19 protein-coding genes, 1 other RNA gene and 1 pseudogene are annotated in these 24,396 nt (G+C 60.0%); 17 read left to right on the top strand and 4 right to left on the bottom strand.

All coding sequences use genetic code 11. The features are described 5' to 3' along the window. Positions 1-7 precede the first annotated feature (7 nt). The 5 genes from ACMI1Q_RS00385 to ACMI1Q_RS00365 all read left to right on the top strand — a co-directional run bounded on the left by ACMI1Q_RS00385 (position 8) and on the right by ACMI1Q_RS00365 (position 5,351). Positions 8-2,257, top strand: a complete 2,250-nt coding sequence (locus ACMI1Q_RS00385; protein WP_419502407.1) for a DNA gyrase subunit A — start codon at positions 8-10, stop codon at positions 2,255-2,257. A gap of 101 nt (positions 2,258-2,358) precedes the next feature. Continuing rightward, entirely contained in the window at positions 2,359-2,604 is a 246-nt protein-coding gene (gene secG / locus ACMI1Q_RS00380; RefSeq protein WP_177522582.1) for a preprotein translocase subunit SecG, read from the top strand. Between the two features lie 80 nt (positions 2,605-2,684). Beyond that, positions 2,685-4,760 carry a ribonuclease R family protein gene (locus ACMI1Q_RS00375; protein ID WP_419502406.1) on the top strand — a complete coding sequence of 692 codons (2,076 nt, stop codon included), beginning with the start codon at positions 2,685-2,687 and terminating at the stop codon, positions 4,758-4,760. Between the two features lie 40 nt (positions 4,761-4,800). Beyond that, positions 4,801-5,088, top strand: coding sequence for a DUF2508 family protein (locus tag ACMI1Q_RS00370; protein WP_419502405.1), 288 nt, complete (start codon positions 4,801-4,803; stop codon positions 5,086-5,088). Further along, positions 5,085-5,351: a pro-sigmaK processing inhibitor BofA family protein gene (locus ACMI1Q_RS00365; RefSeq protein WP_177522579.1), complete on the top strand. Its 267-nt coding sequence runs from the start codon at positions 5,085-5,087 to the stop codon at positions 5,349-5,351. Before ACMI1Q_RS00370 ends, ACMI1Q_RS00365 begins: the two co-directional genes overlap by 4 nt. A gap of 46 nt (positions 5,352-5,397) precedes the next feature. Here ACMI1Q_RS00365 and rnpB read toward each other — a convergent pair. After that, positions 5,398-5,736: RNase P RNA component class A (gene rnpB / locus ACMI1Q_RS00360), an RNA gene on the bottom strand. A gap of 166 nt (positions 5,737-5,902) precedes the next feature. Between rnpB and gdhA the strand changes: the two genes are divergently transcribed. The 7 genes from gdhA (at position 5,903) to ACMI1Q_RS00325 (ending at position 14,237) form a co-directional block, all read left to right on the top strand. Beyond that, positions 5,903-7,252, top strand: coding sequence for an NADP-specific glutamate dehydrogenase (gdhA, locus tag ACMI1Q_RS00355; RefSeq protein ID WP_419502404.1), 1,350 nt, complete (start codon positions 5,903-5,905; stop codon positions 7,250-7,252). Positions 7,253-7,423: 171 nt separating this feature from the next. Next, the gene (locus ACMI1Q_RS00350) at positions 7,424-8,302 is read left to right on the top strand and encodes an RluA family pseudouridine synthase (protein ID WP_419502403.1); all 879 of its coding nucleotides are present in this window, start codon (positions 7,424-7,426) and stop codon (positions 8,300-8,302) included. 128 nt (positions 8,303-8,430) lie between these two features. Next, positions 8,431-10,290, top strand: a complete 1,860-nt coding sequence (locus tag ACMI1Q_RS00345) for a peptidoglycan DD-metalloendopeptidase family protein (protein WP_419502402.1) — start codon at positions 8,431-8,433, stop codon at positions 10,288-10,290. A gap of 290 nt (positions 10,291-10,580) precedes the next feature. Then, a complete protein-coding gene (locus tag ACMI1Q_RS00340) occupies positions 10,581-11,864 on the top strand; it encodes a UDP-N-acetylglucosamine 1-carboxyvinyltransferase (protein ID WP_177521784.1) in 1,284 nt (427 codons plus the stop codon). Positions 11,865-11,940: 76 nt separating this feature from the next. After that, positions 11,941-12,729 carry an MBL fold metallo-hydrolase gene (locus tag ACMI1Q_RS00335; RefSeq protein WP_419502401.1) on the top strand — a complete coding sequence of 263 codons (789 nt, stop codon included), beginning with the start codon at positions 11,941-11,943 and terminating at the stop codon, positions 12,727-12,729. A 3-nt stretch (positions 12,730-12,732) separates the two neighbouring features. Next, complete coding sequence (locus ACMI1Q_RS00330; protein ID WP_177521782.1) at positions 12,733-13,218, top strand: 23S rRNA (pseudouridine(1915)-N(3))-methyltransferase RlmH; 486 nt, start codon at positions 12,733-12,735, stop codon at positions 13,216-13,218. A 29-nt stretch (positions 13,219-13,247) separates the two neighbouring features. Next, the gene (locus ACMI1Q_RS00325) at positions 13,248-14,237 is read left to right on the top strand and encodes a WG repeat-containing protein (protein ID WP_419502400.1); all 990 of its coding nucleotides are present in this window, start codon (positions 13,248-13,250) and stop codon (positions 14,235-14,237) included. 60 nt (positions 14,238-14,297) lie between these two features. On the opposite strand, the gene ACMI1Q_RS00320 is transcribed toward ACMI1Q_RS00325, so the two are convergent. From ACMI1Q_RS00320 to ACMI1Q_RS00310, 3 genes are all read right to left on the bottom strand, one after another. Then, positions 14,298-15,815, bottom strand: a complete 1,518-nt coding sequence (locus tag ACMI1Q_RS00320) for a 4Fe-4S dicluster domain-containing protein (protein ID WP_419502421.1) — start codon at positions 15,813-15,815, stop codon at positions 14,298-14,300. Between the two features lie 257 nt (positions 15,816-16,072). After that, entirely contained in the window at positions 16,073-17,020 is a 948-nt protein-coding gene (locus tag ACMI1Q_RS00315; protein WP_419502399.1) for a 2-hydroxyacid dehydrogenase, read from the bottom strand. A 343-nt stretch (positions 17,021-17,363) separates the two neighbouring features. After that, positions 17,364-19,709 (bottom strand): SIR2 family protein, encoded by a 2,346-nt coding sequence (locus ACMI1Q_RS00310; RefSeq protein WP_419502398.1) that lies wholly within the window; start codon positions 19,707-19,709, stop codon positions 17,364-17,366. A 226-nt stretch (positions 19,710-19,935) separates the two neighbouring features. Between ACMI1Q_RS00310 and ACMI1Q_RS00305 the strand changes: the two genes are divergently transcribed. From ACMI1Q_RS00305 to ACMI1Q_RS00285, 5 genes and pseudogenes are all read left to right on the top strand, one after another. Beyond that, a complete protein-coding gene (locus ACMI1Q_RS00305) occupies positions 19,936-21,447 on the top strand; it encodes a ParB/RepB/Spo0J family partition protein (protein ID WP_419502397.1) in 1,512 nt (503 codons plus the stop codon). Between the two features lie 277 nt (positions 21,448-21,724). After that, a complete protein-coding gene (locus tag ACMI1Q_RS00300) occupies positions 21,725-22,066 on the top strand; it encodes a hypothetical protein (RefSeq protein WP_297212966.1) in 342 nt (113 codons plus the stop codon). Then, a complete protein-coding gene (locus ACMI1Q_RS00295; RefSeq protein WP_419502396.1) occupies positions 22,066-22,779 on the top strand; it encodes an antirestriction protein ArdA in 714 nt (237 codons plus the stop codon). Before ACMI1Q_RS00300 ends, ACMI1Q_RS00295 begins: the two co-directional genes overlap by 1 nt. Before the next feature lie 100 nt (positions 22,780-22,879). After that, a complete protein-coding gene (locus ACMI1Q_RS00290; RefSeq protein ID WP_419502420.1) occupies positions 22,880-23,302 on the top strand; it encodes a PcfB family protein in 423 nt (140 codons plus the stop codon). Then, positions 23,289-24,242: pseudogene (locus tag ACMI1Q_RS00285) on the top strand (type IV secretory system conjugative DNA transfer family protein); the annotation flags it as partial. The gene ACMI1Q_RS00290 and the pseudogene ACMI1Q_RS00285, both read left to right, overlap by 14 nt. Positions 24,243-24,396 lie beyond the last annotated feature (154 nt).

The raw sequence follows: 24,396 nt of genomic DNA, 5'->3' as shown, positions 1-24,396 counted from the left end.
GACAAGAATGGCAAAAAAACAGACGAAAAAATCAGCGCCCGCCCGGCCCCAGCTGGGCGATAACGTGGAGATCCCCGGCGCCGGCGTGGTGGTGCGCTCGCCCATCACCGAAACGCTGGAACAAAACTACATGCCCTACGCCATGAGCGTCATCGTCAGCCGCGCGCTGCCGGAGATCGACGGCTTCAAGCCCGCCCACCGCAAGCTGCTCTACACCATGTACGAGATGGGCCTGCTCAAGGGCGCGCGCACCAAAAGCGCCAACATCGTGGGCAGCACCATGCACCTGAACCCCCACGGCGACGCCGCCATCTACGACACCATGGTGCGCATGGGCCGTGGCAACGAGAGCCTGCTGGTGCCCTTTGTGGATTCCAAGGGCAACTTCGGCAAGGCCTACAGCCGGGATATGGCCTGCGCCGCCAGCCGCTACACCGAGGCAAAGCTGGAGCCGGTGTGCGAGGAGCTCTTCCGCGACATCGACAAGGACACGGTGGAATTTGTGCCCAACTACGACGGCACCACCACCGAGCCCACCCTGCTGCCGGTGACCTTCCCCACCATCCTGGCCAACAACACCCTGGGCATCGCCGTGGGCATGGCCTCCAACATCTGCTCCTTCAACCTGGCCGAGCTGTGCGAGTCCACCATCGCCCTGATGAAGGACGAGAGCCACGACCTGCTCACCACCCTGCCCGCGCCGGACTTCGTGGGCGGCGGCGAGATCCTCTACAACGAGGACGAACTGCGCAAAATTTACGAGACCGGCCGGGGCAGCGTGCGGGTGCGCGCCATCTGGAACTACGAAAAAGACGGCAACATGATCGAGATCACCCGCATCCCGCCCACCACCACCGTGGAGGCGGTGATGGACAAAATTGCCGAGCTGGTGAAGGGCGGTAAGGTCAAAGAGATCAGCGACATGCGCGACGAGACCGACCTGAACGGCCTCAAGCTGACCATCGACCTCAAGCGCGGCCAGGACCCGGACAAGCTGATGCAGAAGCTTTTCCGCCTCACCCCCCTGGAGGACAGCTTCGCCTGCAACTTCAACGTGCTGGTGAGCGGTCAGCCCCGGGTGATGGGCGTGCGGGAGATCCTCACCGAGTGGGTGGCCTTCCGCGCCGAATGCGTGCGCCGGCGCACCTGGTTCGACCTCAAGGGCAAGGAAAAGCGGATGCATCTGCTGAAGGGCCTGGAGGCCATCCTGCTGGACATCGACAAGGCCATCTCCATCGTCCGCGAGACCGAGGAAGAGGAGGAAGTCGTCCCCAACCTGATGATCGGCTTCGGCATCGACCAGGTGCAGGCGGAGTACGTGGCGGAGATAAAACTGCGCCACCTCAACCGGGAGTACATCCTCAAGCGCACCAAAGAAATTGAAGAGCTGGCGGCGGAGATCGAGCGCCTGGGCGACATCCTGAAAAGCCCGGCCAAGATCCGCCGCATCATCATGGACGAGCTGGCCGCCGTGTCCAAAAAGTACGGCCAGCCCCGCCGCTGCCCCATCCTCTACGACGCCCCCGAAGCCGAGGAGGCCGTGGAGGAGGACACCATGCCGGACTACCCCGTCACCGTGTTCTTCACCCGGGAGGGTTACTTCAAAAAAATCACCCCCCAGTCGCTGCGCATGAGCGGCGAGCAGAAGCTGAAGGAAGGGGACGAGATCAGCTGGCAGTGCGAGACCCACAACACCGTCTGGCTGCTCTTCTTCACCAACCGGCATCAGGTCTACAAGTGCCGCGCCGGCGACTTTGCCGACACCAAGGCCAGCGTCCTGGGCGACTTCGTTGCCGTGAAGCTGGGCATGGAGGAAGGGGAGACCCCCATCTTTCTGGCGGTCACCGACGACTATAAGGGCCACATGCTCTTCTTCTTCGCCAACGGCAAGTGCGCCCGGGTGCCCCTTTCCAGCTACGCCACCAAGCAGAATCGCAAAAAGCTCCTCAACGCCTACAGCGACAAGGAGCCCCTGGCGGCCATGCTGCAATTGCCGGAGAGCGAGGAGCTGGCGGTGCGCACCAGCGCCGGGCGGCTCTTGCTGGTGCACTCCACCCAGATCAGCGAAAAGACCACCCGCGATTCGGCGGGCGTGTCGGTCATCACCCTGAAAAAGAACCAGACCATCGAGAGCGTCAAACCCGCCTCTTCCATGGAGCTGGCCAATCCCCACCGCTACCGGGTGCGCACCCTGCCCGCCGCCGGTGCGCTGCTGCGGGAGGAAGACCTGGCCGAGCAGCTGCAGCTCACTTTCTGAAAGCGGCCGCGGCCCAAGAATTTCCTTGCATTTTGCCGGGTCTTGTGCTATGATGTTCATTGCATAAAAGCGTGTAACAAAAGCTAAGGAGCGTTTATAGTATGAGTGTTATCGAGATCGTTTGCGGCGTCGTGCTGATGTTCGTGGCTGTGGCCATCATCTATCTCACCCTGGCGCAGGAGTCCAAGGGCAAGGGCCTGTCCGGCGCGATCATGGGCGAAGGCGGCATGATGGAAGCCGGCCGCACCCGCCGCAAGGACGCCAAGCTGGCCAAGGCCACCCGCATCCTGGGCGTTGTGTTCCTGGTGGTCATCCTGCTGGTGAGCGTCATCAGCGTCATGGAGTAAATCCGTAGTTTCAAGGGGGTTCGCAGACGGCGGGCCCCCTTTTTCTGAATCGTCCCTGTGTGGGGCATGGGGGAGAGTATATGTCCATTCGATCAAAAGTGCTGCGGGAGCTGGAAAAACGCCCCCGCCGGCTGGGAGAACTGAAAAGCATGCTGGGCAACGACAAGAAGGTCCAGCGGGCAGTGGAGGAACTGGCGTCCAGCGGGCGCATCCTGTGCAAAAACGGCGCGTGGTTCGCCGCCAAGGGCGGCCTTGCCGACGCGGCCATTCCCTGCAGGCTGGTCAAGCTGGGCGAGAACTTCGCCTTTGCCGCCCAGGCCGAAGGCCCGGATGTCTTCATCCCCGGGCGGGGGTTGAACGGCGCGATGCCCGGCGACGAGGTGCTGGTCAAGCTGTTCGACAAGCCCCGGGTGCCCGGCAGCCTGGAAGGCGAGGTGCTGGCGGTCACCAAGCCCCGCGCCACCTTTGTGGGCGTGGTGGTGGCCGAGGGCGGCAAGCTGTTCCTCTCGCCGGACGACTGCCCCTTTCTGCGCCTGCAGATCAAAAAGAGCGCCGCCGGCGGTGTGCGGGCCGGCGACAAGGCGGCGGTGGAGCTGCTGGAGCGGGGCGGCGACTACGCCGACCACCGCGCCGGCGTGGCCATGCGCTTTGGCAGCGCCGACAAGGCCCGTCAGTGCGTGCGGGCGCTGCTCTACGCCGCGGGCCGCACCCGCCAGTTCCCCGACAAGGTGAAGGCGGAAGCCCGCGCCGTGGCCGAGCCCGGCCCGTCGGACTTCAAAAAGCGGCTGGACCTGCGGGCCGAGCCCATCTTCACCATCGACTCCGCCGAGACCAAGGACATCGACGACGCCATCAGCGTCACCGCCTGCGCCGACGGCTGGCAGCTGGGGGTGCACATCGCGGACGTGAGCCACTATGTGCGCGCCGGCAGCGCCATGGACAAGGAAGCCATGCAGCGGGGCACTTCGGTCTATTTTGCCGACAGCGTCGTCCCCATGCTGCCCCGGCAGCTGTCCAACGGGGTGTGCAGCCTCAACGAAGGGGCCGACCGGCTGGCCTTCTCCTGCATCATGCAGCTGGACAAGACCGGCGCGGTGCAGAATTTCCGCTTTGAAAAAACCGTCATCCGCAGCCGGGTGAAGGGCGTCTACTCCGAGATCAACGCCCTGCTTGCCGGCACCGCCGACGAGGCGCTGGTGGAAAAATACGCCCCGGTGGCCAGCCAGCTGCCGGTGATGGCCCAGCTGTACCAGCGGCTGGATGCCGCCCGCAAAGCCCGGGGCGCCATCGACATCGAGACCGACGAGGCAAAGCTCCTGCTGGACGAGGACGGCCGCTGCATCGGGCTGGAAAAACGCCAGCGCGGCCTCTCCGAGCGGATGATCGAGGAGTTCATGCTGCTGGCCAACCAGTGCGCGGCAAAGCTTGCCCGCAGCCATCATCTGCCCTTTGTCTACCGGGTGCACGAGAGCCCCGACGCTGAAAAGACCGAGCGGCTGAAGGACCTGCTGCACATCGCGGGCCTGAACGCGGATTTCAAGGGCGAAGCCCCCACCGTGGCGGAGCTGGGCGCTATTCTGGACGCCACCCGCGGCCAGCCCCTGGAGCGGGCGGTGCACATGGACGTTCTGCGCAGCATGGCCAAGGCCTGCTATCAGCCCGTGCCCAAGGGGCACTTCGGCTTGGCCCTGGAGGACTACGCCCACTTCACCAGCCCCATCCGGCGCTACCCGGACCTTGCCATCCACCGCATCCTCAGCGACTTCTGCGCCGGGGTCAGCGGGCGGGAGCTGGAAAGCCGCTACACCGACTTCGCGGCCCAGGCCAGCGAGGCCTCCAGCGCCGCGGAGGTGACGGCTATGCAGCTGGAGCGCAGCGCCGACAGCTGCTACAAGGCGGAATATATGGCCGCCCATCTGAACGAGACCTTCCCCGGCCGGGTGTCCGGCGTGAGCCGCCACGGCTTCTTTGTGGAGCTGGACAACACCGCCGAGGGCTTTGTGAAAGCCGAGACCCTGGGCGGCGAGCCGGAACTGGTGGAGGGCTTCAGCCTGCGGGCCGGCGGCCGCCGCTGGCAGCTGGGCGACCAGGTGCTGGTGAAGGCCGTGGGGGCCGACGTGGCCCTGGGCCGCGTGGATCTCGAACTGGCGGAATAACCAAGGGAATATTTGCCTAAACTGGTGGCATAAACCTTTTTTGAAGGAAAGGGGAGTGCACACCATGGGCCTTGCGCTTTTGTTTGCAAAGTCCGCCCCGGTCTCATCTGAACTGGCCGCATTGAAGCCGCCCTGCCGCGGCCCGCAGCAGCTGGAACAGGACCTGCGGGACTGCATGGCGGACATGCGCCAGAACCAATTGCTGTTTGACATGGAGACCGAGCCGGAGCTCATCGACCAGCGCATCTACGAGTATCAGGCGATCCAAAGCCGCTACCGCTATCTGCAGCGGCAGGCCCGGGCCGCGGGGCTCCGGGCCATCCTGTGAGCGGGGCGCCCTGGCCGGTGTGGGCCGCCGCGGCGGCGGTCCTGCTGGCGGTGGGGCTTGCCGCGGCACGGCACCGGCGGCCCGCGGGGGCGGCACTCTCCAGCGCGGTGGCGGGCGTTGCCGCCCTGGGTGCGGTGAACATGCTGGCCCCCTTCACCGGCGTGGGCCTTGCCCTCAACTGGTTCACCTCCTTCGCGGCGGTGGTGCTGGGGGTGCCGGGGGTCATCTGCCTGCTGGCCATGCGGCTGATTTTTCAGACATAACGACAAAAAGGGCGTTCCCGTTTTCAGGGAACGCCCTTTTTGTAAGAAAACGACCGGACCGTAAGCCGGGTTCTGTATTAAACGGCAATCTATCTTGGCCTTGCGTTGCCGCAAGGCTCACGCCACCTCCGGGGCGCGCGGGGAGCGCATATGCCCCATACGGGTGTTGCTTCTGGTAGGGTTTACATAGCCGCAAAGTCGCCAGTGCGCTGGTGAGCTCTTACCTCGCCTTTCCATCCTTACCGCGAAAAACGCGGCGGTTTCTTTCTGTTGCACTATCCCTGGGGTCGCCCCCGGCTGCCGTTAGCAGTTACCATTCCCCTGTGAAGCCCGGACTTTCCTCAGAGCGGACGTGATGCCGCCCCGCTGCCGTATGTTCCACTCGTTTTCCTGCATGATATTGTAACACAAACGCCCGCCCGCCGCAAGTTTTTTGCGCCGCGCGGGCGTTTGCGGCCCAAATTTTTCTTGCAATGCGGCAAAAGCGGTTTTATAATGACACTATGGGCCGCTAAAGCGGCAGAGGGAAAGTATAGAAAGGGGTTTTATCCATGTTGAAAAACGAGTATCTGGCCCGTGTGTACGCCCAGGTGGAGCAGCGCAATCCCGGCGAGAAGGAGTTCTTGCAGGCAGTGCGCGAGGTTCTGGAGAGCCTGCAGGTCATCTGCGAAAAACACCCCGAATATGAAAAGAACGGCGTTCTGGAGCGCATCGTGGAGCCCGAGCGCTTCATCCAGTTCCGGGTGTCCTGGGTGGACGACGCCGGCAAGGTGCAGGTGAACCGGGGCTACCGCGTCCAGTTCAACAGCGCCATCGGCCCCTACAAGGGCGGCCTGCGCCTGCATCCCAGCGTGAACGCCTCGGTCATCAAGTTCCTGGGCTTCGAGCAGATCTTCAAGAACAGCCTCACCGGCCTGCCCATGGGCGGCGGCAAGGGCGGCAGCGACTTTGACCCCAAGGGCAAGAGCGACGGCGAGATCATGCGTTTCTGCCAGAGCTTCATGACCGAACTGAGCAAGCACATCGGCCAGTTCACCGACGTGCCCGCCGGCGACATCGGCGTGGGCGCCCGCGAGATCGGCTACCTGTTCGGCCAGTACAAGCGCCTGCGCAACGAGTTCACCGGCGTGCTCACCGGCAAGGGCCTCAAGTGGGGCGGCAGCCTGGTGCGCACCGAGGCCACCGGCTACGGCCTGTGCTACTTCACCCAGGAGGCTCTGGCCTTCATGAAGGGCGACAGCTTCGCCGGCAAGACCGTGGTCATCTCCGGCAGCGGCAACGTGGCCATCTACGCCTGCGAAAAGGCCGCGCAGCTGGGCGCCAAGGTGGTGGCCATGAGCGATTCCTCCGGCTATGTCTACGACCCCGCCGGCATTGACCTGGACCTGATGAAGGAGGTCAAGGAAGTGCGCCGTGCCCGCATCGTGGAGTATGCCAACGCCCGCCCCGGCGCCACCTTCACCGCCGGCTGCAGCGACATCTGGACCATCCCCTGCGACATCGCCCTGCCCTGCGCCACCCAGAATGAGCTGGACGGCGAGAGCGCCAAGACCCTGATCGCCAATGGCTGCAAGGTGGTGTGCGAGGGCGCCAATATGCCCAGCACCCCCGAGGCCATCGAGGCCTTCCTGGCTGCCGGCGTGCTCTACGGCCCCGCCAAGGCTGCCAACGCCGGCGGCGTTGCCACCAGCGGCCTGGAGATGAGCCAGAACAGCCTGCGCCTGTCCTGGACCTTTGACGAGGTGGACGCCCGTCTGCAGGACATCATGAAGGGCATCTTCCATGCGGCCTACGCGGCCTCCAAAGAGTGCGGCGTGGAGGGCAACCTGATGGTGGGCGCCAACGTGGCGGGCTTCATCAAGGTGGCCGACGCCATGGTGGCCCAGGGCATCGCCTACTGATTTTTCAAACCGTGCGGCTGAAAGCGCCGCCTGCCGGGGACCCGGCGGGCGGCGCTTTTTCCTTTCGCTGGAAAAAACCACAGCAAATGGACGGAGCGGGGCGGTTGCGCGGCGGCGGCTTTTGTGCTAAAATGTAAAAGTACGTCACATGGTAAAAGGGGAGGTGGGCGCATGCCGCAGCAGACGCCCCAGGACCTCGCCTTCCCGGTGGCGCAGTCCTTTGACGGATACGCTTTGCGGGATTTCCTCGCGAAGATGGGCGTTTCGGCAGGCCTTGCGCGCCAGGTCAAGCGCACCGGCGGCTTCTTTGCCGACGGCAGGCCCCTGCGCACCTGCGACCGGGTGGCCGCGGGCATGACCGTGCGCTTCGCCCTCCCTCCCGAGCCGCCCACCACCGTGGCGGCGGAGGACATCCCCCTGCGCATCGCTTACGAGAGCGAGCACGCCGTGGTGCTGGACAAGCCCGCCGGCATGGCGGTGCATCCCACCCTGAACTACGCCGGCGGCACGCTGGCCAACGCCTGGATGGGCTGTTTGGCGGCGCGGGGCGAAACGGGCGTGTTCCGCCCGGTGAACCGCATCGACTGCAACACCTCGGGCCTTGTGCTCTGCGCAAAGAACGCCTTTGCCGCGCCGCTGCTGGCCGAAAGCGCCGAAAAGTGGTATCTGGCATTGGTGGAGGGCGCGCCGCCGGAGGAAAAGGGCGTTATCGACGCGCCCATCGGCCGTGCGCCGGGCAGCATCATCCTGCGCTGTGTGTGCGCCGAGGGCAAACCCAGCCTCACCGAGTATGAGGTGGTGCGCCGCTGCGGCGCCCACACGCTGGTCAAGGCCCGCACCGTCACCGGGCGCACCCATCAGCTGCGGGTCCACTTTGCCCACGTCGGCTGCCCGCTGGCGGGGGACGACCTCTACGGCGGCAGCCGGGCGCACATCGCCCGCCACGCGCTCCATTGCGCCTGCATCCGCTTCACCGAGCCCGTTTCGGGCGGTGCTGTGGAGGTGGAAAGCCCCCTCCCGCCGGACATGGCAGCACTGGCGGAAATGTGACGGGGATTTGAAAATCCTGTGAAAAACCGCACCCGCGGCTTGTCCCCAAAAGGGCAAAAAGTGTACAATAAAATATGAACACGCGCACAGCGCGTGCATCTTTTGCAAGAAAGGAGGAGACAGCGCCCATGGCGATCAAGGAAAAAACGCCGCCGGAAGAAAAACAGCTGGAAGGCGGCCAGCCTGCCGCCGCGCCGGAACAGACCGGCCCGGAAACCGCCCAGGCGGCCCCGCCCGAGGTGAAGAAAAAGCGCAGGGCTGCTCCGCCTCCCAAGGTGAAGAAGGCGCTGGACCCCCTGGTCACCAAAGCCAAGCAGAAACCGCAGACCGCGGTGCTGGGCCAGTTCCTGTATGATGTGGGCTTCTGGGCCGAGTACACGGTGCTCCGCGCCGGCCGCCGGCTGCGCAGCATCGGCGAACGCATCCGCGAAAAGGCGTGCGCCGTCGGCCTGTTCATCAAGAACACCGTCGGCAAGGGCCTCGTCAACGCGTGGCATGAGCTCAGCGCTCCCTTTGTCCGCTTGTGGAACGGCTTCAAAAACATCGCCGCCCTGGTGCGGGAAGAAAAGAAGACCGTTGGCACCGCAAAGGCGGTGGGGGAGGGCCTGGCTTACTTCGGCCGGGGCGTGCGCCGCTATGCACCGCTCATCCGCCCGTCCTTCGCTTACGTGCTGCCGGTGCTGGCGCTGGGCCTCTTCGTCTATGTGGTCAACACCGTTTTGGGCTACAACTACGTGCTTGCGGTGGAGGTCAACGGCAAGGTCGTGGGCCATGTGCAGAGCGAACAGGTGTTCGATGCCGCCACCGCCGAGCTCACCCAGCGCATCGACGCGCTGGGCGACGAGAGCCGTGAGTTCACCATCACTCCCACCTACTCGCTGGACGTTTCCGACACGCTGATGGACGAGGCCCAGATGGCCAACGTGTTGCTGCAGGAATCCAGCGACGAGATCCAGGAGGCCACCGCCATCTATGTGGACGGCGAGCTGCTGGCGGTCACCACCGAGGGCGAGGAGCTCCACGAGTTCATCGACAGCCTCAAGGAACCCTATGAGGACCCGGACAACCCCAACCTGCGGGTGGAGTTCACCAAGGACGTGGAACTGCAGGACGGCAACCTCTACTTCACCGATTCCCTCACCGACCTGCAGAGCATCATCGACGTGCTCACCGGTGAGGAGCAGGGCGAGGTGACCTACACCGTGCAGCAGGGCGACGTGCCCAGCAGCGTGGCCAGCAAATTCGGCCTGTCGGTGAGTCAGCTGCAGGCCCAGAACCCCCAGCAGGACATCCTTACCAGCTTCTATGTGGGCGACGTGCTCACCATCAGCCAGGCGATGCCCTATCTGGAGGTCAAGCGGGTCATCACCCGCACGGTGCAGGAGGAGATCCCCTACGATACCGTCACCACCGATTCCGCCGACCTTCCCTTCGATACCTACAAGATCGAGCAGGAAGGCGAGAACGGACTGGACGAAGTGGTCTACGAGGATACTTATTACGGCGATTCCAACACCCCCGAGACGGTGGAGATCAGCCGCACCACCTTGAAGGAGCCTGTCACCCGCGTGCGCCTGCGGGGCACCAAACTGGCCAACGGCATGGTGGTCTCCGGCACCAACGGCACCTGGGTGTGGCCGGTGCCCAACTACAAGGGCATCAGCCGCTGGATGAGCTCCACCCACAAGGGCGTGGACATCCGCGCCAACTACGGCGCGTCCATCATTGCCTCCGACGGCGGCGTGGTCACCACGGCCGGTTGGCACTACAGCTATGGCAACTACGTCATCATCAACCACGGCGGCGGGCGGCAGACGCTCTATGCCCATGCCAGCAGCCTCGCCGTGCATGTGGGTCAGGCGGTGAGCCAGGGCCAGGTGATCGCCTATGTGGGCTCCACCGGCAACTCCACCGGCAACCACTGCCATTTCGAGATGTTCGAAAACGGCGTGCGCATCAGCGCGAAAAAGTATTTTGCCGGCATGTGACCCTTTCCAAACCGTCAAAGACGCCCTTCCCCCGGTATGGGGGAGGGGCGTTTTTGACGGAAAAAGGCGGTTTTGCCCGCTTTGGAGGGCGGCGCGGGCGGCGAAACTGCGCGAAACCGGGCGAAAAACAGGGCATGGCGTTGGGACTTTTGAGCATAGAAATTACAATTTCGGCAAATACTACCCCTAAGGGTTCCCTTTTTGCGCCGTTCGGTGTATAATATAGCAGTTACAGTGCCCGGCATGGCTCTATGGGAGCCTGCAAGTGTGCCTATGCGGAGGTCATCCAATTGGAGAAATTTGTGATCAACGGGGGCAAGCCCCTCACCGGCGAAGTTTCCATCAGCGGTGCGAAGAACGCGGCGGTGGCGATCCTGCCGGCTACCATCCTTGCGGCGGATAAGTGCATCATCGAAAATCTGCCCGACATCAGCGACGTGGCGGTGTCGCTGCAGATCCTCAGCGCCCTGGGCGCCCAGATCCGCATGCTCACCAAAAACAGCTACGAGATCGACACCAGCCACATCACCGCTACCCAGGTGCCGGACGAGCTGAGCCGCCAGATGCGGGCCAGCTATTATTTCCTGGGCGCTCTGCTGGGCCGTTTCGGCTCCGGCAAGGTGGCCATGCCCGGCGGCTGCAATCTGGGCCCGCGCCCCATCGACCAGCACCTCAAGGCCTTCTGTGCCCTGGGCGCGCAGGACTCGGTGGAGTACGGCATGATCGAGGTGTCCGGCCAGCCGCTGGTGGGCGCTCATGTATTCTTCGACACCGTCTCGGTGGGCGCCACCATGAACGCGATGCTCAGCGCCGTGCTGGCCGAGGGCCAGACCGTGCTGGAGAACGTGGCCAAGGAGCCCCACATCGTTGACCTGGCCAACTTCCTCAACATGATGGGCGCCGACGTGCGCGGTGCAGGCACCGACGTCATCAAGATCCGGGGCCGCAAGGCGCTGCACGGCTGCACCTACTCCATCATCCCCGACCAGATCGAGGCCGGCAGCTACATGGTGGCCGCGGCTATCACCGGCGGCAACGTGCTCATCAAGAACGTCATCCCCAAGCATCTTGAGCCCATCACCGCCAAGATGGAGCTGGCGGGCGTCATCATCGAAGAGTACGACGACGCGGTGCGGGTGGTACGCACCGGCGATCTGCTGCCGCTGAAGATCAAGACCATGCCTCATCCGGGCTTCCCCACCGACATGCAGCCGCTGATGACGGTGCTGCTCACCCTGGCCCGCGGCACCTCCATCATCACCGAGGGCATCTGGGAGAACCGCTTCCGCTATGTGGATGAACTGGTGCGCATGGGCGCGAACATCCAGGTGGACGGCCAGGTGGCGGTGATCGAGGGCGTGCCCGAGCTGCAGCCCGCGCCGCTGCGCGCTTCCGACCTGCGGGCCGGCGCCGCGCTGGTCATGGCCGCGCTGGCCGCCAACGGCACCAGCGAGATCGACGAGATCAGCCATATCGAGCGGGGCTACGAGGACCTGGTGGAAAAACTGCAGGGCCTCGGCGCCGACATCCGCCGGGTGGAAAAGCCCGTTTCGGTGCTGCCCCAGGCGCTCTAAAAACAGATCATCGGGGCTGTGGCGCGGCAAAGCGCCCACAGCCCTTTTCTGATACTTACTATAACGAGAGGTTTCCATGGCATTCTTCACATCTCTGTATTCCGGCTCCTCCGGCAACTGCTCGGTGGTGCGCTGCGGCGACGAATACCTCCTCATCGACATGGGCAAAAGCTGCCGCGTCACCCTGAACGCCCTCAAGGCGCTGGGCCTTCCGGTGAGCGGCATGAAGGGCCTGCTGGTGACCCATGAGCACAGCGACCACATCGCGGGCCTCAACGTCTTTTTGAAGCATTACAGCGTGCCGGTCTACGGCAGCGCCGCCACCCTCGACCACCTGGACGGCCTGGGCGTCACCCCGCCGGGGGCGGAACTCATTGCCATCGAAGGCCGCTCGGAGCCGGTGGGCGGCTTTTTGGTCAGCGCCTTTCCCACCAGCCACGACGTGCCCTGCTGCGGCTTTCGCATCACCGCGCCGGACGGCTCGGTCATGGCCATCGCCACCGACCTGGGCTGCCTCACCGACCCGGTGCACACCGCCCTTTCCGGGGCTGATCTGGTGGCGCTGGAGGCCAACTACGATCTGCATAGCCTGCGCTACGGCAGCTATCCCTATTACTTAAAACGGCGTATCGAGTCGCCCCGCGGCCACCTGGACAACAACGAGTGCGCCGCCAAAATTCTGGAACTGGTGCAGCAGGGCTGCAAAAAGTTTGCCCTGTGCCATCTGAGCAAGGAGAACAACACCCCGGACCTTGCCCTGGGCGCGGTGCGCAGCGCGCTGGTGGCGGCGGGCGTGACCCCCGGCCCCGGCGTGCGGGTACAGGCCCAGAAGCGCGCGGAGCCCAGCGACTGGATGGAGTTTTGAACGATGCAGAGGATCGACCTTATCTGTGTGGGCAAGCTGAACGCCGCCTATTGCGCCGAGGGCGTGGCGGAGTATCAGAAGCGGCTCAAGGGCCTGTGCGAGTTCCGCATCATCGAGCTGCCGGAGGTCACCGTCAGCGAGAAGAACGCCGGCCCCGCGGTCATTGAGAAAGCGCTGGAAAAGGAGGGCAAGGCCATCCTTGCCAGCGTGCGCAAGGGCGCGGCCATCGCGGCCCTCTGCGTGGAGGGCAAGCTGGTCAGCAGCGAAGACCTGGCCGACCTCATCGCCCGGCAGGCGGTGGGCGGCGCGGGGGACATGGCCTTTGTCATCGGCTCTTCCCACGGGCTTTCCCCCGAAGTGAAGCAGGCTGCCGCCTTCCGCATCAGCCTGGGCCGCATCACGCTGCCCCATCAGCTGGCGCGGCTGGTGCTCACAGAACAGCTTTACCGCGCTTTTTCCATCAACAATCACGGCAAATACCATAAATGACGTTTCGCAAAAAAAGGAGGTCGGACACCATGAAAAAAGTCCTTTCCCTGTGCCTCGCCGCCGCCCTGGCCCTGAGCCTTGCGGCCTGCAAGAACGAACCGGAGAGCTACCCCGTGGAGGTGGTGGGCCCCGAGCGCACCAGCGCCCCCGTGCCCACCGCGGACCCGGAGGCGTCCGCTTCGCCCCAGCCCGGCTGGGTGGTGGCGCCCCGCACCGACATCGACATCCAGAAGAGCCTGGCGGACTATGCTAAGCCCCAGGTCACCCAGCTTGCCCAGCAGGACCAGCTTGCCTTCTTCCTCCAGAACGATAAGATCGGCGTGATCGACCTGGACGGCACGGTGCGCATCCCCGCCGAAAAGGACGTGCATTGGTGCGGTGTGTGCGGCATCACCAACTCCGACGAGAGCGAGATCTACGAGCAGGACGGCACCGTGGTGGGCTCCGGCGGCCACGGCCTTGCCTCCGGCACGCTGTATTACGATGTGAACAGCAAAAAGGTCTACGCGGAGGACATGGGCTGGCTCTACTCCTGGGAGGAGATAAAGGCCAGCACCAACCAGCCCTTCATCGCGGACGCGGTGTCCATCACCCCGAAGGAGGGCGCCGGCGGCCCGGACGACACCTACATCAGCGCCACCGACACCCCTGTGGACGTGAGCGAGGTGCAGGGCAAGATCATCATCATGCCCGACGGCACCGCGCTGGACGGCGTGGTTTATGAGGACGTGACCAGCGCCTCCGAAGGGTTGTTCGCCGCCAAGATGGCGGGCCTGTGGGGCTTTGTGAACGCCACCACCGGCCAGCAGGCCGTGCCCTTCGTCTATGAGGCGGTGCGCCCCTTCAACGAGAGTCTGGCGGCGGTGAAGACCGCCACGGGCTGGGGCTACATCAACACCTCCGGCGCCGAGCAGACGGTGATGACCTTTGAGAACGCCCAGTCCGCTTCCGGCGGCAAGGCGTGGGTCAAGACCGCCGACGGCTGGGGCGTCGCCCTTCTCAGCGACTGGAAAGCCTGATACTTACTTTGAATAAAAAAGCCGCCCGCCGGATGCTCTCCGGCGGGCGGCTCGTTTTATTTATTTCAGGAACGCAAGGTCGATCTCGTAGGGGCTCTCGGTGGAGTGCTTCATGGGGGCTTCGACGCTGTACTTCGCCAGCGCTGCCGCGGCCTTGGCCGGGTCGGCCAGAGTGCCCGCGCCGCCCACACAGCCGCCGGGGCAGCCCATGCCCTCCAGCAGGTAGCCGTTGTACTTGCCCGCGCGGGCCATCATCAGCAGGCGCTTGCAGTCCGCGAGGCCCTGGGCGCTGGCCACCTTGATCTCCCGGTCGGGGTCCATCTGCTTGATGGCGTTCACCACGGCCTGGGCCACACCGCCGCTGGCGGCAAACCCGCGGCCGTCGGCGCTGGCATGCTGGAAGTCGTCGCCGGGCTCGGCCTTCAGGGTGTCAAAGTTGACGCCCTTGGCTTCAAACATGCCCATCAGTTCCTCAAAGGTCAGCACGAAGTCCACGTCGCTGCGGATGGTGCGGCGGCTGGCCTCCAGCTTCTTGGCGGCGCAGGGGCCCACAAAGGTGATCTTGATGTCCCGGCCCAGCTTGTTCTTGGCAAGGCGGGCGGTCAGCACCATGGGGGTCATGGCCATGCTGATGTACTGGGCCAGCTCCGGGAACAGCTTCTTGGCCATCACGCTCCAGCTGGGGCAGCAGCTGGTGGCCATGAAGGGCTGATACTCCGGCACCTCACGCATGAAGTCCTTCGCTTCCTCGATGGTGCAAAGGTCCGCGCCCACAGCCACTTCCAGCGTGTCGATGAAGCCCAGCTGGCGCATGGCGGCCTTCAGCTTGCCGGGGGTCAGGCCCGGGAACTGGTTGACAAAGGCGGGGGCCACGATGGCGTAGTTCTTGTCGCCCTGGCGGATGCTCTGGATCAGCTGGAAGATCTGGCCCTTGTCCACAATGGCGCCAAAGGGGCAGTTCACAAGGCACATCCCGCAGGAAACGCATTTGTCGTAGTCGATCTTCGCCCGGCCCAGTTCGTCCGAGCCGATGGCGTTCATGCCGCAGGCGGCGGCGCAGGGGCGCTCCATCTTGACGATGGCGTGATAGGGACACACATCCACGCACTTGCCGCACTTGATGCACTTGTCCTCATCGATCACCGAGCGGCCGCCGGGGGTGAAGCGGATGGCGTCCTTGGGGCAGACCTCCTTGCAGGGGTGGGCAAGGCAGCTGCGGCACATGTCGGTCACCTCCACCTTTTTGGGCGGGCAGGCCGAACAGGCGAACTTGATGATGTTGATGAGCGGCGGGTCGTAGTATTTGCTGGCGATCACGCTGTTCTCGATGCCCGCGTTGGCGGGCGCCTGCTGGTCCATCGGGCGCAGGGGCAGGCCCATGGCCAGGCGGATGCGCTCGGAAACGATGGCCCGTTCCAGAAAGATGCTGTTGCGGTGGGTGCCCACCTCACCGGGAATGATCTTGTAAGGCAGCTTCACCATCTCGGCGGCATAGTCCTGCCCCTCGTAGGAAAGACGGGCCACCTCGGTGAATACCTTGCGGCGGATGTCGGTCACGGTGGTGTAGATACCGCGCATTGTGCTCATAAACGAACTCCTTTCCGGAATTGGGATCGCGAACAGCCGCCACACGAGCGGCTCATATTAAAACTATACCATAAAGAACCCGCGCCGCCAAGGGCGCGGTTCACATTTTACAGGACGCATGCCAAACATCTAACGATTGCACAAAAACCGCAAACACCCGCCCGGACGCTTTGTGAAAGGTTGGGGCGGGAAAGGAAAAAAAGCCCGCCCCGGCGCGGTTTGTCCGGGGCGGGCGGCGGGCCGTGGTTTTAAAGGATCTTGTTGATCTGCCCGCCGGCCAGCCAGCAGTCCAGGCTGTGGAACACGATCTGGGCGCGCTTTTCCATGGACTGGGCGGTGGCAAAGGCCACGTGCGGGGTCACGATGGTGTTGGGGGTGTGCAGCAGGGGATGGTCCACGGACAGGGGAGGCTCGGTCTCGAACACGTCGATGCCCGCGCCGCCAAGGCGGCCTTCCTGCAGCGCGGCGGCCAGGGCGGCGGTGTCCACCACCGGGCCGCGGGCGGCGTTCAGCAGCAGTGCGCCGGGCTTCATGCGGGCGATGGCTTCGGCGCCGATGAGGCCCCGGGTGGAGTCGTTCAGCGGGCAGTGCAGGCTGAGGATGTCCGCCTGGGCCAGCACCTCGGTCATGGGCAGGTAGGTGATGAGGTCGGTGTCGGGCTTGTGGCTGTGGTCGCCGGAGGCGATGATGCGGCAGCCGAAGGCGCTGAACAGCTGGGCCACCCGGGAGCCGATGGCGCCGGTGCCCACCAGACCCACGGTCTTGCCCCGCAGTTCCTGGCCCACCAGACCGTCCTTGGTGCCGCCGGTGCGGCAGCGCTGCTCCACCTGGGGCAGGTTGCGCAGCAGCGCCAGCGCCATGCACACCGTCAGCTCCGCCACCGAATCGTTGGAGTAGCCGGAGGCGTTGCTCACCGCCGCACCCATCTCGCGGGCAGCGTCCAGGTCCACGTGGTCCACGCCGGTGAAGGCCACGTCGATGAATTTCAGATGCGTGCAGGCGCGGATGACCTCGCCGGGCAGGGGCATGTTGGCCAGCATCAGCACATCCGCGTCCTGCGCCTCTTCGATGAGGCGGGCGGTGTCCCCGGTGCGGGGATAAACGGTGAAGGTGTGCCCCGCGGCGCCGAGCTGCGCCGCGTATTGTTCCAGCAGGCTGTCCGAAATGCCCAGAGACTCCAGCAAAACGATGTTCATACAATAATAGCCTTCCTTTCTGATTCGGGTCGCTGCGGCCCGCAGGCGCGTTTGACTTTATTGTAGCACTGTGGGAAACAGTTGTCCATCGGATGTTTTGCCCTCGGCCGAAAGGCAAAAGAAAATGCGGAGCATCGTCAAAAGCTTTGACGATGCTCCGCATGGTCCGAGTGTAATTATAGGACTTGGAAAAATCCAGTCATATCAATGGTTTGCAAGCAGCAAGCAAGAGGTTCTTGTGTAAAAGATTTCCGGACTACACTCTAGTGCTGTCCATTTTCTTGGGCAGCACTCTTTTCATAGCAAATAAAACTACCAAAATAGAATCCGGGAAAATCCCTAATTAAGAATCAGTACTTACATTAATAATTTCTTTTCTAAGGCTAGCCGCCTTCCATGCGATATGCAAATCTTTTGCTGGATCAGAGTGCTTATCGCACACTTGAAGAATCATATCGAAGTATGGCTCTCTTTTGTTAAGCCCTAGTTCTCCTTTGAGGTTTTTTCTATTCATTTTAAAGTACACAGAGGTAACCGCAGTCTCGGCACTAGTAATAGCTTCAATTTCATAATCACGCTGATCCATCTCGTTCCTGCATTGTCTTGCCAGAAGACAACAAATAAGGGAAGTAGTAAGGGCCGCCTTCGCCTGTATGCGAGAATCCCCATCGCTTGCAGACTTTTTTGCATATTGATATGCGGTTTTTAATTTAGAGTAGTTTTTGGGGTATATTCTGTAAATACTCTTTGATCGCTGCAGCCAGTAATCCATATCTTGATTCAAATCAGGTTCTAGTTCTTCGTATATGTCAAGAATTAATTTCCCGGCACCTTTGGCATGGCCAAAAAGTTGGTTTAAGGTATCAAAAAGAACGGTTTCAATATACAACCGCCTTTTGGCCCTGTCTTTTGAAAGTTTTGACACAATATATTTAATTGTATTGATAATTTCTTCGCTATCAAGATCCCTCATAAGTGATAACAAATAGTACTTGCTATTGTGGACCAACTTTTCACTTGAGTGGCGAGCTTTTTCACCCTTAGACACAGGAACTCGTTCTATAATACCGTGCATCCGTTCAATAAAATCATCCACATTACGAAATCGCATATTAAGTGCACTAATATCGCTGAAGTATAGTTTATCTTTAATGCACAGCAACATAAGTAATACCAGTTCTTGCTGACTAAACTTTTTGGGAAGGCTATCGAAAATTGAAAAATCAATTTTTTGATCATCACTAAGTCTTTTGAGATAATCAATGTTGGTTTCTTTTGTTTTTCTCCGACTTAATCCATATTTATCACAAGCAGGGATCAGTTGCTTTATCTCGTCACCTTCAAAACTGGGCGGCAACAATACTGTTTCAGCGTTAAGAGTGTCTGGCAAATAAATATCATTAGTATTTGTAGCAACTACCAATTTATTGTTTTTCTTTTTTAGCAATTTTTCAGAATGAGCCACCAATTGATAAGCGTAATCAGATAATGAGTTGCTATCGAATAAAAAAAGAGTCTCTGTACTGTTTTCCAAAATAGAGTGTAATAAATCCTCATCAACCATAAACTCAGAGGGGAAAAAAAGTACAGTGTATTTTTGATATCTTTCTGCCAAGATGCTTAGAACAACAGTCTTTCCACTAAAGCGTCGTCCTCGAACGATAACACTATTGTTATTAGACAGATAAGTTTCAATATTGCCAACACATTCACGCATGACCCGTAGGCTTGATTTATAAAATTGATTTTTTGCGGGATTGAAGATATTTTCACCTGAAAGATATTTAATATTTAAATTTTTATCATCCGGATTTATATCAATGGTTCGAGGGTTGGTGAACTGGTATTTAGCTCCAGCGTCTTGGGCAGCAATCTTTTCATATTCAGATACAAATTCACGATAAAATAGTTCATAATCATTTACAATAATGACTGTGTTAATTCCGTACTCTTCAAGATCAAATTCTTCCTCAGCTTCTAGTTGCTTTGTACGGATGATACAACGCAGGATATTAGATGATATATCTTCTTTTACTTGCGAATAAATATATTTTAAATCTGGTTCATTTGCTAAGCTGCAACCTATGTAAAGAATATTTGTTTGAGAATAATCGCTACTTATAGCATTGTAAATTGTCCTGTTGCTACTTGAGGTCAAAAATTCAATGTACTGATTTACACTAAATACAATATTCTTTTGCACTTTATATAGTACTTCATGCACTGCATCTCCATGAAGTTTATATACTAACTTCATGGATCTATTAGGCACATTAGCATCCTGATATGGCAATACTGGTGTGTATAAGCCAGTCCTCTCAATTCCGTCATCAACATTTAATGTATAAATATATGCCCATGGTAGCGCAAGGAAAGCAGATAAATACTCAGGAAGTGTAACTTGTGTAAAATAGGTCTCAAAAAAATCCCACTGTTTTTCTTTCGGCACGATGGAAAAAAAGCGTTCGGAAATTTTATTAAAATCAGCACTTGATAAATTGATTTGCCGAATTTCATTTATCATTTTTTTCATAATCTCTGTTGCCTGATTACCATCAGGAACAGTCGCTTTTTTTGACGAACAATTTCTTGTGAACCCCGCCCCAATTATCGGAGTCAATTTTTCGTCGTAGAGCATTTTAGCAAGCAATTTAATGCCATCGGTGTGGCTGTAATATGTGATACTCATACGGTGGCCTCTTTTCATATTTTCAAGTATAGCAATAAGAAAAATTATATTTATTATACCAAATCAAGCCAACAATGTCACTCTTTACTGCCTGATTTTTGTGTTTCACTACCTAACGAGACTACGGGTAGTGGCTTCATATATTTTTAACCAGAAAGGAGGGAGATTCCCCACGAGCCAGCCATCGGGCTGGCTTTTTCTATTTCACAACGAAGGAGGTTTTTAGGTGGCTGACGATAAAAAGAATATTCCCGACGCCGGGAAGGTAGACGAGCCCCCCAAGCCGGAAAAGGTGGAGCCTGTCAAAGCCGATTCCCCGGTGCAGGATCAGCCCACCCCGGCCAGGGCGGAGGCTCCCGTGACAGAAGATGCTTCCAAGGTGGTAACACCCCCTGCAGAGGAAAAGCCCGTTGAGGGAAAGACAGTTCCCGACCCTGCGGCGGAGCAACCGGCTCCGGCGGGTAAGGAGGCTCCCAAAGACAAGGACGCCCCTGCTCCGTCTAAGGAGGGTGCGCCGCAGCCGGGCAAGGACGAGAAGCAGACCACGATCCCCGGCATGGGAGATCCCGCCCCCGCTGGAAAGGTGGTGGATTTTACCGCTGCCCGGGATGGGGCGACGAAGGGCAAGCCCCCGGAAAAGGCTGCGGCCCAGGATAAGGGCAAGCAGGCGGATAAAGCGAAGGATGCGGCCAAGCCCCGCAGGGGCCGCCCACCCAAGGCTGACAAGGCGGCCCACGACAAGGCCAAGCCGCAACCTCGGGACAAAATGTCCCAAAGTAAACCGCCTGCCGGGAAAGGCGCTCCCGTCAAAGCAGAGGCCCCGGCTGCAACCGAGCAGCTGCCCGCCCCTCGGGACGCTGCCCGTGGCGTGAAAGAGGAGATCGTGTATCTCAATCTTGCCGAGCTGCACCCGTTCAAAAATCACCCCTTTGGCGTCCGGGACGATGCGGAAATGCAGGGACTGGTGGAGTCGGTCAAGGCTGCTGGGGTCAATCAGCCTGCGCTGGTGCGGCCCCGTGAGGGCGGCGGATATGAGATCATCGCCGGACACCGCCGCCAGCGGGCCAGCGAACTGGCCGGGTTTGTCAATATGCCCTGTATCGTCCGCAACATGACCGATGACGAGGCTATCCTCGCCATGACGGATGACAACCTGCGGCATCGGGAGAGGATTTTACCCACGGAAAAGGCCGCTGCGCTGAAACAGCAGGTGGAGGCCATCAAGCACCAAGGAGCCCGCCCCGGCGAGGATGACCGGGATGCTGGAAAACGCTCCACGCAGATTGTCGGGGATCGCAACGGCATGAATTACAAGCAGGTGCAGCGGTATATCCGCCTGACCGAGCTTGTCCCTGATCTGCAAAAAATGGTGGACGAGAAGCAGCTCTCCTTTACCCCTGCCGTGGAGATTTCTTTCATCCGCCCCAGGCACCAGAAGTATATCGCCGTTGCCATTGAGGGGCAAGCGTCCTCCCCGTCCCTTTCACAAGCCCAGAAGATGCGGGAGCTGGACAAGGAGGGCAAGCTGAACGGCGATGTGATCGACGGCATTTTGAGCGAACAGAAAAAGGAGGTTGACAAGGTGATCATCAACAGCGCCGAACTGGAAAAGTATTTTGGCAAGGACAAGACGCCCCGGGAGATGAAGGACACCATTCTGGCCCTGCTGGACGAGTGGAAGGAGAAGCAGCCCCCGGAGCTGGGCAAGCCCGACAAGAAAAAGGATATGGAGAAGTAACCGACCTTGGGACAATTTGTCCCGAGGTCTTTTTCGTCCCCTCGTTTAAGGCTCTGGTGCTTGATCCCCCGTCGCCGCCTTTTACACGGCATGGCTGGGCGCTGTCCGTCAAGGGTGCACGGCACCGCCGCCCTGCGGCGGCTTGCCCTTTACGGGCGGCCCCGGCTGTGCCATTCTCGGAGGCGTGACGGGGGCATATCCTCCAGAGCCGCCCCCTTTCCCATGAATGGGAAAGGGCGGGGGGAAAGGGTTGAACACAACGGAACGGAGGTTTTCTATGAAAAGGCCCCTTGCGTATATCACCGCCGCATGGTGCGGCGAGGACTACAAGAACACGGAACAGGCGGCCCGGTATTGCCGGGCGGTGTATGAGGCGGGCTTTTCGCCCATCTGCCCTACACTGTATCTGCCCCTGTTCCTCAACGATGCCGTCCCAGAGGAGCATAAGAGCGGCATCGATATGAGCCGAGACCTGCTGCGTCGCTCCCATGTGCTGGTGGTGTGCGGCCAGACCGTTACCGAGGCCATGAAGAATGACATCGCCGTGGCCCAGCGGCTGGGGATTACCGCCACAACGCTGGAGGGCATCCTCACCGTCAAAGGACAGGGACGGCGCTGATGCCCGCCCTGTTTGAAGCCTATGTCACCAATTTGGGGAAGTACAACGAAGGTGAACTGGTAGGCGAATATCTGAAATTCCCCACGACACCCGAGGAGGTGCAGGCTCTCTTAAAGCGCATCGGCATTGACGGGGTGCGGTATGAGGAAATCTTCATCACCGACTTTGATGGGGATGTGCTGGGGCTATACGACCACTTGGGTGAATATGAGGACATCGACGAGCTCAACCATCTGGCCTGTGTGATCTCCGAGCTGGATCAAAGCGATCTGGAGAAGTTTGAAGCGGTCATTGACAGCGGCGAATACACCGGCAGCGTGAAAGAGCTGATCAATCTGGCGCAAAATCTGGATTGCTTCGAGTTTTATCCAGGTGTGACAGACGATGAAACGCTGGGGCGCATCTATGTGGAGGACATGGAGGCCATCGATGTGCCGGAACACTTACTCAACTATTTCGACTACGAGGCGTACGGGAGGGATATTCGGCTCAACGAGGATGGACACTACGCCCCCGGCGGATATGTGCTGAACAATGGCGGCAGCTTCATTGAACACTACCACGGGCGGGAGGACATTCCCGACGAGCACAGGGTTTTCTCCATGCCCAAGCTCAACATCCGGGAACAGATGGCCGCTTACAAAGAGGTCATAGACCGTTCCTCGTTGGAAGGAGAGCGGCTGCACCCGAGAAAGGAGGTGCCGGAGCGATAACAACACTTCGGGACAATTTGTCCCAAAGAAAGGGGTGGTTTGATTGGTAGATGAAGATATTTCCCGGCGCACGATTGCCGTTTCCGTGAAGGCGTCCAAGCTGACCGCCCTGGGCCTTGCCTATGTCGTGCGAGGTGTGGGCCGGAAAATAGCCAAGCACCACCGGGCCAAGCAGACGCCCCACGGCAAGCAGAGCGTGAAAAAGCTCATGGCCCACGGCGCATCGGCGTCCAGCATTGAGTTGTCCGGCGATACCAAGTTGTTTGACCGGGTGGCCCGGAAATGGAATGTGGACTACGCCTTTTATAAAACCGGGCCGGACAAATATCTGCTGTTCTTCAAGGCTGGGCAGGCCGACGCCATGACCGCCTGCTTCTCGGAGTACTCCCGCAAGGTGCTGAACAAGTCCAAGTCCCGGCGCATCCCCATCCGAGATCAGCTCAAACGGGCATCGGATCAGCTTGCCCAGGAGCGGCCCCGCCTCAAAGAGCGGGTACAGGAGGTGGCTCATGCCGACAGATAAGATCCGAAAGTACATTCTTCCCAACATTCCCTATCTGTTCATCGGCTGGGCCTGCCTGAAGCTGGGGACGGCCTACCGTCTGGCGGCAGGGGCTGGGTTTGGGGAAAAGCTGCTGGGGCTGGGCCGGAGCATCGGCCCGGCCTTTGCTGACTTTGCTCCGGGGCTTGATCCCTTTGACTGGCTGGTGGGCCTTATAGAGGCGGTGGCCTTTCGCCTGCTGATCTACTTCAAAAGCAAAAACGCAAAGAAGTACAGGCGGGACGAGGAATACGGCTCCGCCCGGTGGGGCACCGAAAAAGACATCAAGCCTTTTGTCGATCCTAAGTTTGAAAATAATATCATTCTCACCGGGACAGAGCTGCTCACCATCAACACCCGGCCCAAAAATCCGGCCAACGCCCGCAACCTAAACGCCTGCGTCATCGGCTCGTCCGGCTCCGGCAAAACCCGGTTCTGGCTCACGCCCCAGCTGCTCCAGGCTCATTCCTCGTATGTCTGTGTCGATCCGAAAGGAGGAGTCCTCGGGCAAGTAGGCCACTTTCTCCAACAGCGGGGATACAAAATCAAGGTATTCAACAGCATAGATTTTACAAAATCCATGCACTATAACCCGCTGGCCTACATCAAGAACGAGGCGGACATCTTGAAGTTTGTAAACGCCCTGATTTCCAACACCAAGGGCGAGGGCAAAGAGGGCGATCCGTTCTGGACGAAGGCCGAAACGCTTTTGTATTGCGCCCTGCTGGGGTACATCATTTTTGAGGGCTCCGAGGAGGAGCGCAACATGAATACGCTGGTTGACATGATCTCCGGCATGGAAGTGAAGGAGGATGACGAGGACTTTCTCAATGCCGTGGACTATATGTTCAAGGGACTGGAACAGCGCAAGCCAGATTGCTTTGCGGTGAAACAGTACAAGAAGTACAAGCTGGCCAGCGGTGATATATGCTCTAAGTGACTTCTTAATCATGATTGTGTCATGGTTAGTGAAGCAATCACTTAGAGCATTTTTGTTTCAGGAGGTACAGCCATGAGAAATGAAAAAATTACCCCACTGTACGAGCGCCTGAGCCGGGACGATGAGTTACAGGGCG

Source organism: Candidatus Allofournierella excrementavium, assembly GCF_048526665.1.
In the GTDB taxonomy this organism is placed as follows: Bacteria; Bacillota; Clostridia; order Oscillospirales; family Ruminococcaceae; genus Allofournierella_A; species Allofournierella_A excrementavium.
The sequence above is the reverse complement of the archived record's forward strand: the minus strand, read 5'-3'. Positions and strand labels throughout refer to the sequence as shown.